This is a genomic window from Paracoccus sp. (in: a-proteobacteria) (assembly GCF_030538695.1).
Classification (GTDB): Bacteria; Pseudomonadota; Alphaproteobacteria; order Rhodobacterales; family Rhodobacteraceae; genus Paracoccus.
This window is the reverse complement of the sequence record NZ_JAUNTN010000005.1, coordinates 77,096-91,643: the sequence shown is the minus strand read 5'-3', so window position 1 is coordinate 91,643 and position 14,548 is coordinate 77,096. Positions and strand designations below refer to the sequence as shown.

16 protein-coding genes are annotated in these 14,548 nt (G+C 63.3%); 3 read left to right on the top strand and 13 right to left on the bottom strand.

Features of this window, described 5'->3' with window-relative positions; genetic code table 11:
- Position 1: 1 nt before the first annotated feature.
- The 3 genes from Q4G24_RS03950 to Q4G24_RS03940 are packed head-to-tail and all read right to left on the bottom strand — an operon-like array spanning position 2 to position 2,618.
- The gene (locus tag Q4G24_RS03950) at positions 2-847 is read right to left on the bottom strand and encodes a metal ABC transporter permease (protein ID WP_303365204.1); all 846 of its coding nucleotides are present in this window, start codon (positions 845-847) and stop codon (positions 2-4) included.
- On the bottom strand, positions 844-1,716 hold the full coding sequence (locus Q4G24_RS03945) for a manganese/iron ABC transporter ATP-binding protein (RefSeq protein ID WP_303365203.1): 873 nt from the start codon (positions 1,714-1,716) through the stop codon (positions 844-846). Before Q4G24_RS03945 ends, Q4G24_RS03950 begins: the two co-directional genes overlap by 4 nt.
- Positions 1,713-2,618: a metal ABC transporter substrate-binding protein gene (locus Q4G24_RS03940; protein ID WP_303365202.1), complete on the bottom strand. Its 906-nt coding sequence runs from the start codon at positions 2,616-2,618 to the stop codon at positions 1,713-1,715. The genes Q4G24_RS03945 and Q4G24_RS03940 overlap by 4 nt, the downstream gene beginning before the upstream one ends.
- 141 nt (positions 2,619-2,759) lie before the next feature.
- Between Q4G24_RS03940 and Q4G24_RS03935 the strand changes: the two genes are divergently transcribed.
- Positions 2,760-3,173, top strand: a complete 414-nt coding sequence (locus tag Q4G24_RS03935; RefSeq protein ID WP_303365201.1) for a Fur family transcriptional regulator — start codon at positions 2,760-2,762, stop codon at positions 3,171-3,173.
- Here Q4G24_RS03935 and Q4G24_RS03930 read toward each other — a convergent pair.
- From Q4G24_RS03930 to hemF, 5 genes are all read right to left on the bottom strand, one after another.
- Positions 3,170-3,943, bottom strand: coding sequence for an amino acid ABC transporter ATP-binding protein (locus Q4G24_RS03930; RefSeq protein ID WP_303365200.1), 774 nt, complete (start codon positions 3,941-3,943; stop codon positions 3,170-3,172). The genes Q4G24_RS03935 and Q4G24_RS03930 overlap by 4 nt on opposite strands.
- A 3-nt stretch (positions 3,944-3,946) precedes the next feature.
- On the bottom strand, positions 3,947-4,609 hold the full coding sequence (locus tag Q4G24_RS03925; RefSeq protein WP_303365199.1) for an amino acid ABC transporter permease: 663 nt from the start codon (positions 4,607-4,609) through the stop codon (positions 3,947-3,949).
- Complete coding sequence (locus tag Q4G24_RS03920; RefSeq protein WP_303365198.1) at positions 4,609-5,256, bottom strand: amino acid ABC transporter permease; 648 nt, start codon at positions 5,254-5,256, stop codon at positions 4,609-4,611. Before Q4G24_RS03920 ends, Q4G24_RS03925 begins: the two co-directional genes overlap by 1 nt.
- A 50-nt stretch (positions 5,257-5,306) precedes the next feature.
- Positions 5,307-6,116, bottom strand: a complete 810-nt coding sequence (locus Q4G24_RS03915) for a transporter substrate-binding domain-containing protein (protein ID WP_303365197.1) — start codon at positions 6,114-6,116, stop codon at positions 5,307-5,309.
- A gap of 122 nt (positions 6,117-6,238) precedes the next feature.
- On the bottom strand, positions 6,239-7,099 hold the full coding sequence (gene hemF / locus Q4G24_RS03910) for an oxygen-dependent coproporphyrinogen oxidase (protein ID WP_303365196.1): 861 nt from the start codon (positions 7,097-7,099) through the stop codon (positions 6,239-6,241).
- Between the two features lie 76 nt (positions 7,100-7,175).
- On the opposite strand from hemF, the gene Q4G24_RS03905 reads away from it, so the two are divergent.
- On the top strand, positions 7,176-7,580 hold the full coding sequence (locus Q4G24_RS03905; RefSeq protein ID WP_303365195.1) for a hypothetical protein: 405 nt from the start codon (positions 7,176-7,178) through the stop codon (positions 7,578-7,580).
- 6 nt (positions 7,581-7,586) lie between these two features.
- Here the strand turns inward: Q4G24_RS03905 and Q4G24_RS03900 are convergent, their stop codons facing one another.
- The 3 genes from Q4G24_RS03900 to clpS are packed head-to-tail and all read right to left on the bottom strand — an operon-like array spanning position 7,587 to position 9,690.
- On the bottom strand, positions 7,587-8,396 hold the full coding sequence (locus Q4G24_RS03900; protein ID WP_303365194.1) for an SDR family NAD(P)-dependent oxidoreductase: 810 nt from the start codon (positions 8,394-8,396) through the stop codon (positions 7,587-7,589).
- Positions 8,393-9,379, bottom strand: a complete 987-nt coding sequence (locus tag Q4G24_RS03895) for a class I SAM-dependent methyltransferase (RefSeq protein ID WP_303365193.1) — start codon at positions 9,377-9,379, stop codon at positions 8,393-8,395. Before Q4G24_RS03895 ends, Q4G24_RS03900 begins: the two co-directional genes overlap by 4 nt.
- A 2-nt stretch (positions 9,380-9,381) precedes the next feature.
- Positions 9,382-9,690, bottom strand: a complete 309-nt coding sequence (gene clpS, locus Q4G24_RS03890; protein ID WP_303365192.1) for an ATP-dependent Clp protease adapter ClpS — start codon at positions 9,688-9,690, stop codon at positions 9,382-9,384.
- A gap of 331 nt (positions 9,691-10,021) precedes the next feature.
- Here clpS and Q4G24_RS03885 point away from each other — a divergent pair, with 331 nt between their 5' ends.
- Entirely contained in the window at positions 10,022-11,647 is a 1,626-nt protein-coding gene (locus Q4G24_RS03885; RefSeq protein WP_303365191.1) for a D-alanyl-D-alanine carboxypeptidase family protein, read from the top strand.
- Between the two features lie 477 nt (positions 11,648-12,124).
- Here the strand turns inward: Q4G24_RS03885 and ccoS are convergent, their stop codons facing one another.
- Positions 12,125-12,310: a cbb3-type cytochrome oxidase assembly protein CcoS gene (gene ccoS, locus Q4G24_RS03880; RefSeq protein WP_303365190.1), complete on the bottom strand. Its 186-nt coding sequence runs from the start codon at positions 12,308-12,310 to the stop codon at positions 12,125-12,127.
- Positions 12,311-12,319: 9 nt separating this feature from the next.
- Positions 12,320-14,539 carry a heavy metal translocating P-type ATPase gene (locus Q4G24_RS03875; RefSeq protein WP_303365189.1) on the bottom strand — a complete coding sequence of 740 codons (2,220 nt, stop codon included), beginning with the start codon at positions 14,537-14,539 and terminating at the stop codon, positions 12,320-12,322.
- Positions 14,540-14,548: the final 9 nt, after the last annotated feature.

Here is a 14,548-nt window from a genome sequence, read left to right as displayed (position 1 = left end):
CTCAGCCCCCCGACATGGCGCGGCGGCGGGCGGCCAGCAGCCCGTATTTCGGCGCCAGAACAAATACCGCCAGAAAGATCAGCACTTGCAACAGCACGATCACACCGCCGGTCGCCCCGTCCAGAAAATAGCTGATATAGGCCCCGGCAAAGCTGGTCCCTGCCCCGATCGCAACCGAGGTCAGGATCAGCCGCGGAAAGCGGTCGCACAGCAGATAGGCGGTTGCCCCCGGCGTGACCACCATCGCCACCACCAGAAACGCGCCGACCGTCTGCATCGCCGCCACGACACAGGCCGACAGCAAGGTGAAAAACACGACTTTCAGCAGCCCCGGACGCAAACCTATGGACCGCGCATGGCTTTCGTCAAAGAACACCACCAGCAGGTCTTTCCATTTCAGCGCCAGCACGGCCAGCGAGACCAGCCCGATAATGACAAGCTGCGCGGTGTCCTCGGGGGTGATGGCCAAAATATTGCCCATGGTGATGGTCTGCACCGAAATTGCCACCGGGTTCAGCGACACCATGAACAGGCCAAGCCCAAAGAACGACGTGAAAATAATCCCGATAATCACATCGGTTTTCAGCCCCGAACGCCCGGTCAGAAACAGCATCGCCACCGCCGCCAGCCCGCCCGAGATGAACGCTCCCATCGCAAAGGGCAGGCCCAGCATATAGGCTCCCGCCACCCCCGGAACAACGGAATGGGACAATGCGTCCCCGATCAGCGACCAGCCTTTCAGCATCAGATAGGCCGACAGAAAAGCGCAGACACCGCCAACCAGCGCCGAAACCAGCATGGCATTGGTCATGTAACCATAGCTGAACGGCTCCAGCAGGGCGTTCATCGCGGCTCCTCCAGCGTGCGGATTTCGTTGCCGTATTTGACCAGAGGGCGCTCATCATCGGTCAGGATCAGCAGCTTGCGCCCGTCGTCATCGTCATGCAGATCAGCACCGCCAAGGGTGAAATGCCTCAGGACGCCGCCAAAGGTGCGTTGCAGGTTGTCGCGGGTAAAGGTCGTCTCGGTCGGGCCATAGGCCAGCACAGTGCCTTTGACCAGAACCGTGCGGTCGCAGAACTCAGGCACCGAACCAAGGTTATGGGTGGACACCAGCATCACCCGGCCTTCGTCGCGCAACTCGCGCAACAGCGCAATGATCTGATCTTCGGTCTGCACATCAACACCGGCGAAAGGCTCGTCCAACAGGATCACCTGACCTTCCTGCGCCAGCGCGCGGGCCAGAAAGACGCGCTTTTTCTGACCGCCGGACAGCTCGCCAATCTGGCGGTGACGGAAATCCAGCATGTTCACGCGGGCCAGCGCATCCGTCACCGCCTGCCGGTCGCGGTCTGATGCGCGGCGCAAAAAGCCCATGTGGCCATAGCGGCCCATCATCACCACATCCTCGACCAGCACCGGAAAGGACCAGTCCACATCCTCTGCCTGCGGGACATAGGCGACCAGATTGCGGCGCAACGCCTGTTTGACGCTCATCCCCAGCAAGCGGATCTCACCCCGCGCCAGCGGCACAAAACCCATAATCGCCTTGAACAGCGTCGATTTGCCCGCGCCATTCACCCCGACCAGTGCTGTCACCGTCCCGCGCGGCACCGCGAAAGACGCGTCGCGCAGCGCGGTAAACCCGTTGCGATAGGTCACGGTGACATGCTGCGCCGCGATCCCGCCCGCCAGATCATCCGGGGCGCCGATCATCGTGCCACCCCACGTTCCAGCCCCTCGGCAATGGTTTCGGCGGTGGTTTTCAGCAAGTCCAGATAGGTCGGCACCGGCCCGTCGGGTGCCGACAGGCTGTCCACATACAGGACACCGCCGTAAAGCGCCCCGGTCTCACGCGCGACCTGCTGCGCCGGGGCGGTGTTGACGGTGCTTTCACAAAACACCACAGGAATATCATGCTGACGCACGCCGTCGATCACCTGCTGCACCTGCCGCGGCGTGCCGGTCTGATCGGCGTTAATCGGCCACAGATACAGTTCCTGCATCCCGAAATCACGCGCCAGATAGCTGAAGGCCCCTTCGCATGTCACCAGCCAGCGGCGATCCTCGGGGATGGCAGCAATACGGCTGCGCAAAGGCTCGATCACCGCCCGCAACTGGTCCTGATAAGCGGCGGCATTGGTGGTATAGGTGACAGCATTTTCAGGGTCTTGCGCGATGAACGCGTCACGGATGTTATCAATATAGATCAGCGCATTATCCAACCCCATCCAGGCATGAGGGTTCGGCGCACCCTCATAAGCCCCCGCGCGGATCGGGATTTGGCTGATACCATCGCTCAGCACCACCGAAGGCACATCGCCGGATCGGTTCAGGAATTGTTCGAACCACAGCTCCAGATTCAGCCCGTTCCACAGGATCAGATCGGCCCCATGCGCCCGAACCAGATCCTGCGGCGTGGGTTCATAGCCGTGGATCTCGGCCCCCGGGCGGGTCACGGACACCACATCCGCCGCATCCCCCGCCACCTGCTGCGCCATATCAGCCAGCACGGTAAAGGTGGTCACGACCTTCATCCGCTCCGGGCTGGCCAGCGCCGCACCTGTCGTCAGCGCCCAAACCGCTGCCCCCGCAATCACCCCTGCCCTGACCGACATTCTCACCCTTTCACCATCAGATGCGATTCACTTGCATCTAGGGATAGCAGCCACCAGACAAATTGCAAGTGCGATTCATTTGCAACAAGAACCCAACCGTGCTAATTCCCCGGTGAACGACCCTTTACGCGGTGGAAACGCATGACCGACCCCGACAGCCTGATTGACCGCTGCCGCAAGGCCGGGTTGCGGATCACCGGGCCACGCCGGATCATTCTGAAGGTTCTCGATCAATCCGGCGATCATCCCGATGTCGAGGAATTGCACCGCCGCGTCAGCCGGATAGAACCGGGTGTCAACATCGCCACGATTTATCGCACCATGAACAAGCTGGCCGAGCTTGGCCTGATCGAGCGCCATATGTTCGACGATGGCAGGCTGCGCTATGAACCCGCACCGGACGAACACCACGATCACTTCATCAATGTTGACAGCGGCGAGGTGATCGAGTTCCGCTCGGACGAGATCGAACGGCTGCAAGACGAAATCGCCCGCTCATACGGGTTCGAGATTGTCAGCCACCGCCTTGAAATCTATGTGCGCAAGCGCCCCTAAAAGCTGTTTCGCTCCCGATAGCTGCGCAGGAAACCCTGAATCCGGGCATCCTGCGGCTGGTGCAGGATACGGTCGGGGGTATCCACGGCGACCATTTCGCCCGCGTCCATAAAGGCGACCCGGTCCGCGACATGGGCGGCGAAGCCCATCTCATGCGTAACCACGACCATGGTCATGCCCTCGGCGGCAAGGGCTTTCATCACGTTCAGCACCTCGCCCACCAATTCCGGGTCCAGCGCGCTGGTCGGTTCGTCAAACAGCATCAGCCGCGGTTCCATCGCAATGGCGCGGGCAATGGCGACGCGCTGTTGCTGGCCGCCCGACAGCCGCGCCGGGTGGTTCTGCATCCGGTCGCCAAGCCCGACCTTGCGCAAGGCGGCTTCGGCCTGACGGGCAGCCTCGGGCTTGGGCAGGCCGCGCACCCGGATCAGCCCTTCGGCGACATTCTCCAGTGCGGTCATATGCGGCCACAGGTTGAATTGCTGAAACACCATGCCGATACCGCGCCGCATCTCGCGCAGGCGGCGGGCAGACATCCGCCGCCCGCCGGGGCTGTCATAGCCGATCAACTGCCCGTCGATCAGCACTTCGCCCGCGTCATAGGCCTCAAGGAAATTGATACAGCGCAGCAGCGTGGATTTCCCCGATCCCGAAGGGCCGATCAGGCATGTGACCTTGCCCGGTGGAATCGTCAGATCCACATCTTTCAACGCCTGAAACGGGCCATAGAACTTGCTCAGCTTGCGGATATCGACGGCGGCGGCCTGCATGGCTCAAACCCTTTCGGTCAGATGGCGGGTGATGCGGGTTTCCAGCCGCCGCCCAACGCGGGAGATCACCTCGACCAGACCCCAGAAGAACAGCGCCAGCACGAGGTTGGCTTCCAGATAGCGGAAGGTTTCGGTGGACATGCGGCTGGTCTGATACATCAGCTCCGGCACGGTAATCATCGACAAAATCACCGTTTCCTTGGTCAGAATGATCGAGAAATTGACCAGAGCCGGCAGCGCCGACACCAACCCCAATGGCAACAGGATGCGGCGGGTGATCGCTGCTTCGGACATACCAATGGCGCGGGCGGCCTCTAGCTGACCAACCGGCACGGCCTTGAAACCCGAGCGGAAAATCTCGGCAAAATAGGGGCTGCCATAAATCGTCAGCCCCAGCAGCCCCGCCGGAACCGCATCCAGCCGCAGCCCGACCAGCGGCCCGCCGTAATACAGCACGAAAAGCTGCACCAGAAAGGGCGTGCCGCGAATAATCTCGATCCAGGCTTGCAGCAACCAGCGCAGCGGGCGCGGACTGTATCGCTGGGCCAGCGCGATCAGCAGGCCCAGCGCCATACCGAGGACCGACCCTGCCAGCCAGCAGAACACCGTCATGCCAAAGCCGCGCAGCAGCATCGGGCCGTATTGCTGAAGCACACCCCAGTCCATCAGACCGCCATCCGGTGTTCCAGCCAGCGTCCAAGCGCGGCAAGGCACAGGTTGATCGCCAGATAAATGCAGGCCGCGGCCAGATAGGCTTCCAGCGGGCGAAAGGTCGTCGCGGCCTGCGCCTGACTGGCACGGGTCAGCTCAAGGATGCCAACCACCGACACCAGCGAAGACGCTTTGACCAGCAAGATCAGCTCATTCATCAACGCAGGCAGCGACATCGCCACCGCCTGCGGCAGCACCACCCGGCCCCAGATAGCGCGCGGGGTCATACCGATAGCCATGGCGGCCTCAACCTGCCCGCGCGGCAGGGCATTGATCGCGCCGCGCCAGATTTCGCTGATATAGGCGCTGGCACAGATTCCCACGGCAATCACGGCAGCAGCCAGCGCCGGCACATTCACCCCAATCACCGGCAGCAGGTAATACATCAGCAAAAGTTGCACCAGCAGCGGCACGCCACGCAGAAAACTGACCCAGACAGCAGCAAAGCGGCGCAGCGCAACCACAGGCGACAGCGCCGCCGCGCAGATCAGCGCCGCGATCACCAGCCCCAGCGCAATGCCAAGGCCCGAGACCAGCAGCGTATAACGCGCGGCCCAGGCCAGCGGGCCAAAGCTGTCAAGAAAGGTCGGAACGGAAAACATCGCCAGTCTTTCGCGGCAGAGGACAGGCGGGTTTCCCCGCCTGATCCCAATTATTCAGCCGGCACTTCACGCGGCAGTTCCGGCGTAGCCCCCAGCCATTTCTGCTGGATTTCAGCCAGACGGCCATCGTCGTGCAGTTTCAGGATCGCCGCGTTGACCGCCTGCACGAAGCTGGCGGAATTGTCATCCTTGCGCAGCGCCCAAGCATAGTATTTCGGCTGACCAAAGGTGGCCGGTTCGGTCATGGCAAACGTTTCGGGGCGGTTCTTGACCAGATAGGCAAGGTTCGGGGACGATCCCGCCACCGCATCCAGACGCCCCGCCGCCAGATCGGCATAAGCCTCGTCCATGGTGCCATATTCTTTGACCGTCACCCCGCCAAGGCTGTCACCAAAGGCGACAAGCTGGCGGAACTGCGCAGTCCCCTGCTGCACCCCAACCGTCTTTCCCGCAATATCCTCAGGCTTTTGCACGGCATCGTTGCGTGCGGCACGAACCAGCCCCACGGTGCCATCCGCAATCGGCAGGCTGAAGGCGTAACGCTCCAGCCGCTCGGGGGTGATGACGACCGGCGCGATGATGATGTCAAACTTGCCAACCTCCAGCCCCGGAAGCTGCGCGGGCCACGGAATATCCTGATAGACCGGCTCGGCCCCGATTTCCTGACTGACCGCATCGAACAGGTCCTTGGTCATGCCTTCATAGGTGCCGTTCACCAGCATGTCGAAAGGCGCGAAATGCATGTCGGTCGCGGTAGTGATCTTGCCTGCGGTTTTCACATCCTCCAGTAGGTCCGCCATCGCAGGGGTGGTCAGCGCCAGCGCCAGCAGCGCACCCGTCAGGGCCAGTTTCACGGTCATCATTCCCTCCTTGAGTCACTTTCCGGCGCACGGAACAGACGCAGCCGGACAGGCTTGTGTGATATGCGCAGGCACGGCCGGACGCAATTTCATATCCGGCATTTTCCGGGGAAAATCCGCACTTAGACCCATTTTGCCAAGGGCGGCAGGCTCATCAGCACCGCATTGGCATCATGGCCGGTCGCCAGCCCGAATTTGGTGCCGCGGTCATAGACAAGGTTATATTCCGCATAAAGCCCGCGATGGACCAGTTGCGCATCCTTGGCGGCATCATCCCACGGATCGGCCATATGCGCCTCGGCCAAAGGCAGAAAGGCGGGCAGAAAAGCCTCGCCCACAGCGCGGGTAAAGGCGAAATCAGCGGACCAGTCGCCCGTGTTCAGGTCATCGTAGAAGATCCCGCCGACACCCCGCGCCCGGCCCCGATGCGGGATAAAGAAATACTCATCCGCCCAAGCCTTGAAACGGTCGTAGTAATCCGCCCCATTCGGTGTGCAGGCGTCACGCAGAACGCCATGAAAATGCACCGTATCCGCCGGGTATTCGATGCAGGGGTTCAGGTCCGCACCACCGCCGAACCACCACGCGCCCGGCGTCCAGAACATCCGCGTGTTCATATGAACGGCAGGCGCATGAGGGTTTTGCATATGCGCCACAAGGCTGATGCCGCTGGCCCAAAAGCGCGGGTCGTCCGCAATTCCCGGCACGCCCCGCGCCGCCATTGCCTTTTGCGCCTCGGGGGCCAGCGTGCCATGCACCGCCGACCAGTTCACGCCGACCTTCTCGAACACCCGCCCGCCGCGCATCACCGACATCAGCCCGCCGCCGCCGTCATTGGCACGGGTGGTCGGTGTGACCTCGAACCGGCCTGCGGGGCCAGCGCCGGGGCCGCGATCCTCCAGCGCCTCGAATGCTGTCACGATCCGGTCACGCAATTCACGGAACCATGCCGCCGCCTGCTCGCGTTGTGCCTGCATCTGCATTGCCGCCCCCAAAGTTGATTTGCACCGGCGCGATGCCGGATTTACACTTGCGCCATTGCTGATAGAGGCCCGCCCGATGACCCGCAACCTGATCCTGCTTGCCCCCCTCGCCCTTCTGGCCGCCTGCGGCACCCCGCAGGAACAATGCATCCGGGGCAACACCTCGGAACTGCGCACACTGTCGCGCCTGCTGGCGGAAACCGAGGGCAACCTGTCCCGCGGCTATGCCTGGGGCGAGCGTCAGACCTGGGAAACCGAATGGCAGGACTGCCGCCGCATCCGCCGCGACCGCGACGGCAATGCGCATGTTTATTACGAACCCTGCCTGCGCAATGTGCCGGTGACAGAACGCTTCAGGGTGCCAATTGATCCGCAGATCGAGACCCGCAAGCGCGACAATCTGGTCGCCAAGGTTCGTGAGCAGGAAGCCCGCGCCAAGCAGGTCATCGCTGCCTGTCAGAAAGCATATCCCGAAGGGTAAAACGGCTTAAAACACCGACGCCCGCACCGGATCGGCAAGGCTGCGCCCACCATCCACGTTAATGATCTGCCCGGTTACAAAAGCCGAGGCCGGGCTGACCAGATAATGCACCATTTCGGCCAGTTCATCGGCGGCGGCGATGCGCCCCATCGGCGTGCCGGCAATAATATCGTCACGCAATTCGGGGTGGTCGCGCAGCTTGCAGCGTAGTTCTTCGGACATGATGCTGCCAAAGGCCACGCCATTGACCCGGATACGATGTGGCGCAAGCGCAAGCGCAAGGCTGCGGGTGGCCTGATCCTGCGCCGCGCAAGCGATGGAATAGCCCATCAGCGACGGGTGCGGGCGTTGCGCCGCCAGCGTCGTCAGGTTCACGATGGCACCCGACTGCGGCCCGTCCTCGGCGGCCTCCTCGGATTGCTTTATCATGCGCTTGGCGACGATCTGCGACAGGCGCAGGCTGGCCATCATGTTCTGGCGCAGCATTTCTTCCAACTGGTCGGCATCGACACTCAGCGGGTCGCTGGGTTTCACCAGCCGGTGCGCGTTGACCAGAATATCCACCCGCTCGAACGCATCCAGCGTGGCCGAAACAAGGTTCGTCATCGACAAGCGCTCCGACATATCCGCTGAAAACCAGCGCAATTGCCCGGATTCCTGCGCCTTTTCAGCAAGATCACAAGAGGCTGCGGCCTCCTCGCTGTCGGCGCAGATGACATTCGCCCCGCGCTCGGCCAGATGCAACGCAATCGAACGTCCGATACCTTTCGCGGCACCAGTCACAATGGCCGTCCGGCCCTGAATGGAAAAGCTCATTTATGTTTCCTTCGGCCTGCACCCGTCGCGGTCAGCAGCTTGAACCGGGAATCGCCGCCGAACGCCTCGACCTGTGCGAAATGCTCAGCCAGCACGGTTTCATAGGGCAGATGCCGGTTCGCCACCATCCACAACCGCCCAGCCCCAGTCAAAAGGCCCGCAGCGGTGCGGATAAAGGCCGCCCCCAACCGAGGATCGGCACGGCGGCTCTGGTGAAACGGCGGGTTCATAATCACCCCGTTCACGGGTTCCGGCAGGGTAAAGCGGGTCGCATCGGCCCAATGAAAGCGCGTGCGCGGGTCCGTGACATTCTGTCGCGCGCAATCCAGCGCCACGGCGTCGGATTCGACCAGATGCAATTCAGTCACGCCGGGCCGCGCCAGAATCTGCGCCGCCAGCCAACCCCAGCCTGCGCCAAGCTCGACAATCCGGGTCGGCAGCTTGTCCGGCAGCGCTGCAGCCAGTGCCACCGACCCCGGATCAGCCCCATCCGCCGAGAACACCCCCGGCGCGGTCACGAAACCATCGACCTGACGCGGACGCGCGGCCCAATCCTCGGGCAGCCACGCGCCTTGTGGCACGGTCAGTCGCGCCAGCTTGCCATGCGCCCCGGCCAGAGGTGCCTCAACTTCGACCAATCCACGCAATTCTTTCAGAACGGAATCAATACCATCCGTCTTTTGCCCATCCACCCAAAGCGAGGCCCCCGCGGGCAGGATCGCCGCCGCTGCCGCAATCCGGGCGCGGGTCAGGTCGCGGGCGCGGTCGATAAAGACCACCGCCAGATCGGCAGCCTCGGGCGACGCAATCCGCACATCAAACCCTTGCGCGGCAAGCTGGTCATGGTCTGGCTTGCGCGGCTGCACGATCACAGTTTGCGCAGGATCGAACATCGACAAATCCTGCGCCGCATCCGCGCCGAACAGCACCACGCGGCCAGCGACAGGGGCATCCAGCCCCACCGAAAGACGAGAACGAGCCACGTTTATTCCTTTTCCATCGTGCATTGCAGCGGGTGCTGCGAGCGCCGCGCCAGTTCCATCACCTGCGCAACCTTGGTTTCCGCGACCTCATGCGAATAGACACCGACCACGGCAATGCCCTTTTTATGGACCGTCAGCATGATCTCGATGGCCTGCGCATGGGTTTTGGCGAACAGGCGTTCAAGAATATGCACGACGAACTCCATCGGGGTAAAGTCATCGTTCAAAAGCAACACCTTATACATGGGCGGCCGCTGCGTGCGCGGCTTGGTCTTTACGGCAAGGTCTTCGTCGCGGCGGGTATCCGTCATGCGCCTAGCAAGTCCAGAAAGGGTGATTTGACCGCATATATAGGCACAGCACGGCACAATGTCAGCCCCGCCAACCCAAGCAAGACACCGCCAGCACAAGGCCAATGCAGAAAAATTGCATTTCCCGCAGCGAATCGCCGTGCTATTATCGAAATATTAAAGAAGAGCCTGCATAAAAAGACAGGCTCTCACCAGAGGCAGAATACCTCATCAAGAGGCAGAATACGGGGCAGTCGTGAGCATTGCAGGTTTCGTCCGTTCAGGACTTTTTGTTCTTTTTTCCTTTTTAGCCCCGGCAATTGCGGGAGCGGCACCCTATGCCGATTTCGTCATGGATGCCCGCACGGGCCGCGAATTGCGCTCGCAAAACGCCGATACGCGGCTGCATCCGGCCTCGCTGACCAAGATGATGACGCTGTATATGGCCTTCACCGCGATCGAGCGCGGACAGGTCCGGCTGGACACCAAGTTTCAGGTCTCGACCCATGCGGCCAATCAGCAGCCCTCGAAACTGGGCCTGCGGCCGGGACAGACAATCGAACTGCGCTATCTGATTCGCGCGGCGGCGGTGAAATCCGCCAATGATGCCGCCGTGGTCATTGCCGAAGGGTTGGCCGGGTCCGAGGCGCAATTCGGTGCGCAGATGACCGGCATGGCGCAGGCTTTGGGTATGCGGAACACGCAATTCCGTAATGCCAGCGGGCTGACCGCGCAGGGGCATTTCTCAACCGCCCGTGACCTGACGATTTTGGGGCGGCGGCTGTTTTATGATTTCCCGCAATATTACTCGATTTTCTCGCGTCGTTCGGCAGATGCCGGTGTCGCAACGGTTTCGTCGACCAACCGCCGCTTTCTGGACAGCTATCAGGGCGCGGACGGGATCAAGACGGGCTATACCCGGGCAGCGGGGTTCAACCTGACCGCCTCTGCGCATCGCGGGTCCAAACGGATCATCGCCACGGTGATGGGCGGTCAAAGCACCGCGCACCGAAACGCGATCATGGCACAATTGCTGGACGCCGGTTTCGCCGGTGCGCCTTCCCGTGTCCGTGAGGTACGGCCAGAGCCGCAGCAATATATGGCCCAGCAAAAAGTCGTGCGTCAGGTTCAGGTGGAACGGCAGGCCCCTGCCCCGGTGCAGCCGGTCACGCTGGCCAGCTCTGCCGCGCCGCCCGCCGCAGGTCCGGCCCGCCGCGCCTCTCTGGCCAGTGGCAACGCGCTGGATGATGCTTTGGCACAAGCCCGTGCGCAGGCTCCGGCGGCGCAACCCGCCACGCCGGGCGTGCGCCTGACCGCCAGCGCCCGGCCACAGCGCCGTCCGGGCAGCGCCAGCACCCCGGTTGCCCCGGCCCCGGTCGTCGCCGGCACGGATGCGGCCCGCCCGCCCCGGCAGGAAACGACCGCCGCCAGCGCCAATGCCCCCGTCGCATCGGACAACGGGCTGGCCCGCTCAACCCGCCCGGTTCAGGCACCGCGCGACCGCCAATCCGCGAATATGCAGGCGGATAACAGCGCGCTTGGCACCGAACTGGCCGCCGCTGGCGTGGCCACCTCCGGCAGCCTGTTTGCCGCCGCAGCGGTGGATACGGGCGGCCCGGAGCGGCTGAGCCTTGCGGCCTCTCCCGCACCTGCACGACGCGCCAAAACCGTGATTCTCGCATCGCTGGCCGCGCCCGAGGAACCCGCCGCAACGCAGATCGTGTCGCGCGTCGCCACCGGCGGCAAGCGGCAAAACGGTGTGCTGCTGGGCCGGTTCACGACACAGGCCGCGGCGGACCGGGTTCTGGTTCAGGCTGCGCTGCAAGAAAGCGATATGCTGGCCGATGCACGGCGCTGGGTGAATAACGCGCCCCGCGGCTGGGAAGCACATTTCACCGGCATGTCCCGCGCCTCTGCCGTTGCGACCTGCGACCGCTTGCAGGCACGCCAGCAGGAATGTCAGGTCACAGGACCTTAACGGCAAAGCCCCGGACCGGGCGTCGTTGCAGCACCACGCATCGGGAAAAGTGCAACACGGTTGCCCTTTTCACTGTACCATTTGGTTGCGGCTGCTTTGCCAGCCTTTGCAACACATCGCCGGACACAGAGACAATCCGTCCGGCTTGGCCGTTGTCACTCGCCCGTTCTCACGGCACCGCAGTTCCTCACCGAACAGGAAGCCCTTAGCCCCTTGCGGTCATGATCCGCATTTCACGGATCGTCCCGCATCACCGCCGTGATTTGCGACAGGTCGCAATATCTGCCGGCGGATCTATCAGAGGACCGGGCTTGATATGAGAGAACCGAGGGGCGCCGTGATCGTTCCCCTTGATAACAGCCGCCGAACCGAGCCTATCCTCCAGCACCGGCGCATCAGGAACAGGCTGAAGCCACCCTTTTTGTTTCCCTATCTCGCCCGCTTGAGCATATTTCAGCCCTCGGCAGGGGCGAGAGGTTAACTGTCGTCTCTGGATGCCTCACGCGGGGGGGCCGGGCGCTCATCCCATTCACCGGACAGGATACGCTGCGCATCGCCTTTGGGGTCCTCATACTGGCGGTTGCGCAGTGACCAGACAAAGGCCAGAAGGCCCAGCCCGCCCATGCCGATGGACACCGGAATCAGGATGGCAAGAATCTCCATATTGTCCCCTTACCGCAGCCGCAGCGCGTTCAGCGTCACAGTGATCGAGCTGATCGACATGGCCAGCGCCGCCAGCAGCGGCGTGGCCAGCCCGACCAGCGCAATCGGCACCGCGACCACATTATAGCCAAAGGAAATCGCAAAGTTTTCCTTGATCCGCCGCCGCGCACGCCCCGCAGTTTCCAGCGCATCCGCGACCGGGGCCAGATCCTGCCCCATCAGCACGATGTCACTGGCCACCCGCGCCGCGTCCAATCCGGTCGCGGGCGAGATCGAGACATGCGCCCCGGCCAGCGCAGCGGTATCGTTCAGCCCGTCACCCACCATCAGCGGCTTGCGCCCTTCGGCTGTCAGACTGCTCACCAGATGCGCCTTTTCCACCGGCGTCACCCCTGCCTGCCATTCGGTAATCCCCAGCCGCGCGGCGGTTTCCTGCACCACGGCCGGACGATCGCCTGACAGCAGAATGACCCGCAGCCCCTGCCCCAAAAGCGCGGCCACACAGTCGGCGGCACCGGGGCGCAACTGATCCTCGAAGCTGATCGCCAATGGCGCAGCATCGCCAAGCGCCAGCCAGCTTTGCGTCAGGCTGCTGGCATCCGGCGCGCCCGGCGCAACCCAATCGCCGCGTCCAAGGCGCACGACCTGCCCCTGCCATTCGGCCTGAACACCATGGCCCGGCAGTTCGCGCAGCCCGGTCACATCCGCCGCAGCCACCCCCAACAGACGCAGCGCCTGCGCCAGACCGCGCGACAGCGGGTGATCCGACCCCTGCGCCAAAGCCAGCGCCACGCCTTGCGCCTGCCGGTCCAGCGCCGACAGATCGACGGGCTGTGGCGTGCCAAGCGTCAGCGTGCCGGTCTTGTCGAACACCACCGTGTCCACCTCGGCCAGCCGCTCCAGCGCGGTGCCGTTTTTAATCAGCAGCCCACGCCGGAACAGCCGTCCCGAGGCCGCCGTCACCACCGCAGGCACCGCCAGCCCAAGCGCACAGGGACAGGTGATAATCAGCACCGCCGCCGCAACATTGACCGCGAAACGCCAGTCGCCGCCGGTCAGATACATCCAGACGATAAAGGACGAAAACGCCAGCAGATGCACGGCGGGCGCATAGCCCCGCGCGGCGCGTTCGGCCAGTGTGCTATAGCGGGTGCGGGCGGATTCCGTCGCCGCAACCAGTTCCGCCAGCCGCGACAGGCTGGAATCACGCCCCGCCGCCGTCACCCGCAGGGTCAGCGGCCCGGTCAGGTTGACCTCTCCCGCCGACAGCGCCATGCCCGGCCCGGCCTGCACCGGCTGCGATTCCCCGGTCAGGATCGAGCGGTCAAGTTCCGACCAGCCCTCGACCACCTCGCCATCTGCCGCTACCCGGTTGCCGGGCCGAATACGGATCAGATCGCCGGGGCGCAGATCAGCGACCGAAACCACCTGTTCGGCCCCATCGACCACCAGCGTGGCCCGAGGCACCTCCAGCGCCGTCAGCTCCTCGGCGGCGGATCGGGCCACGGCGCGGGTGCGATAGTCCAGATAGCGCCCGATCAGCAGAAAAAAGCACAGCATCACCGCGCCGTCGAAATAGGCATGACGGCCCGAGTTAAAGGTCTCATAGACGGAAATCGCGCTGGCCAGAATCAGCGCAAGCGAGATCGGCACATCCATACCAAGGCGCCCATGGCTGATGCTGCGCCATGCGCTTGCAAAGAACGGCTTGCCCGCAAAGGCCACGGTTGGCAGCGCAATGGCACCGGAAATCATGTGGAACATATCCCGCGTCGCCGCATCGGCCCCAGACCAGACCGCGACCGACAGGATCATCACATTCATCATCGCAAAGCCGGATACGCCAATACGCATCAGCAGGTCACGCCCCTGACGGTCGGCAGCCGTGGCGGACAGGGCCGCCGGGTCCAGCTCATGCGCCTCATAGCCGATGGATTCGACGACCGGGATCATGTCTTCGGCCGTATGTCCCGGCGCGTCGATGGTAACGCGGCGCAGGGTCAGATTCACACGGGCATCACGCACACCGGGATGCTTGTGCAACACACGCTCGACATCGGAAATGCAGGTCGCGCAATGCACCGCAGGCAGCGACAGGATAATGTCACCCCGCGTCTTGCCCCCCTGCCCGGCCAGCCCTTCGGCCAGCGGCACCGCGTCGCAGGCAGGACAGGCGCTGATCCGCGGGTCAGAGGCCCCTGCTGGCATATCGGCCGTCAGATCAGCCATGCTTCATCC

Coding starts and splice junctions, on each gene's coding strand:
- Q4G24_RS03925 (WP_303365199.1), bottom strand. CDS start 4,609: ATGGACTGGGGTGTGCTTCAGCAATACGGCCCGATGCTGCTGCGCGGC.
- Q4G24_RS03945 (WP_303365203.1), bottom strand. CDS start 1,716: ATGATCGGCGCCCCGGATGATCTGGCGGGCGGGATCGCGGCGCAGCAT.
- Q4G24_RS03885 (WP_303365191.1), top strand. CDS start 10,022: ATGGATGCCCGCACGGGCCGCGAATTGCGCTCGCAAAACGCCGATACG.
- Q4G24_RS03875 (WP_303365189.1), bottom strand. CDS start 14,539: ATGGCTGATCTGACGGCCGATATGCCAGCAGGGGCCTCTGACCCGCGG.
- Q4G24_RS03930 (WP_303365200.1), bottom strand. CDS start 3,943: ATGCAGGCCGCCGCCGTCGATATCCGCAAGCTGAGCAAGTTCTATGGC.
- Q4G24_RS03950 (WP_303365204.1), bottom strand. CDS start 847: ATGAACGCCCTGCTGGAGCCGTTCAGCTATGGTTACATGACCAATGCC.
- Q4G24_RS03905 (WP_303365195.1), top strand. CDS start 7,176: ATGACCCGCAACCTGATCCTGCTTGCCCCCCTCGCCCTTCTGGCCGCC.
- Q4G24_RS03920 (WP_303365198.1), bottom strand. CDS start 5,256: ATGTTTTCCGTTCCGACCTTTCTTGACAGCTTTGGCCCGCTGGCCTGG.
- Q4G24_RS03940 (WP_303365202.1), bottom strand. CDS start 2,618: ATGTCGGTCAGGGCAGGGGTGATTGCGGGGGCAGCGGTTTGGGCGCTG.
- Q4G24_RS03900 (WP_303365194.1), bottom strand. CDS start 8,396: ATGAGCTTTTCCATTCAGGGCCGGACGGCCATTGTGACTGGTGCCGCG.
- Q4G24_RS03915 (WP_303365197.1), bottom strand. CDS start 6,116: ATGACCGTGAAACTGGCCCTGACGGGTGCGCTGCTGGCGCTGGCGCTG.
- Q4G24_RS03935 (WP_303365201.1), top strand. CDS start 2,760: ATGACCGACCCCGACAGCCTGATTGACCGCTGCCGCAAGGCCGGGTTG.
- ccoS (WP_303365190.1), bottom strand. CDS start 12,310: ATGGAGATTCTTGCCATCCTGATTCCGGTGTCCATCGGCATGGGCGGG.
- clpS (WP_303365192.1), bottom strand. CDS start 9,690: ATGACGGATACCCGCCGCGACGAAGACCTTGCCGTAAAGACCAAGCCG.
- hemF (WP_303365196.1), bottom strand. CDS start 7,099: ATGCAGATGCAGGCACAACGCGAGCAGGCGGCGGCATGGTTCCGTGAA.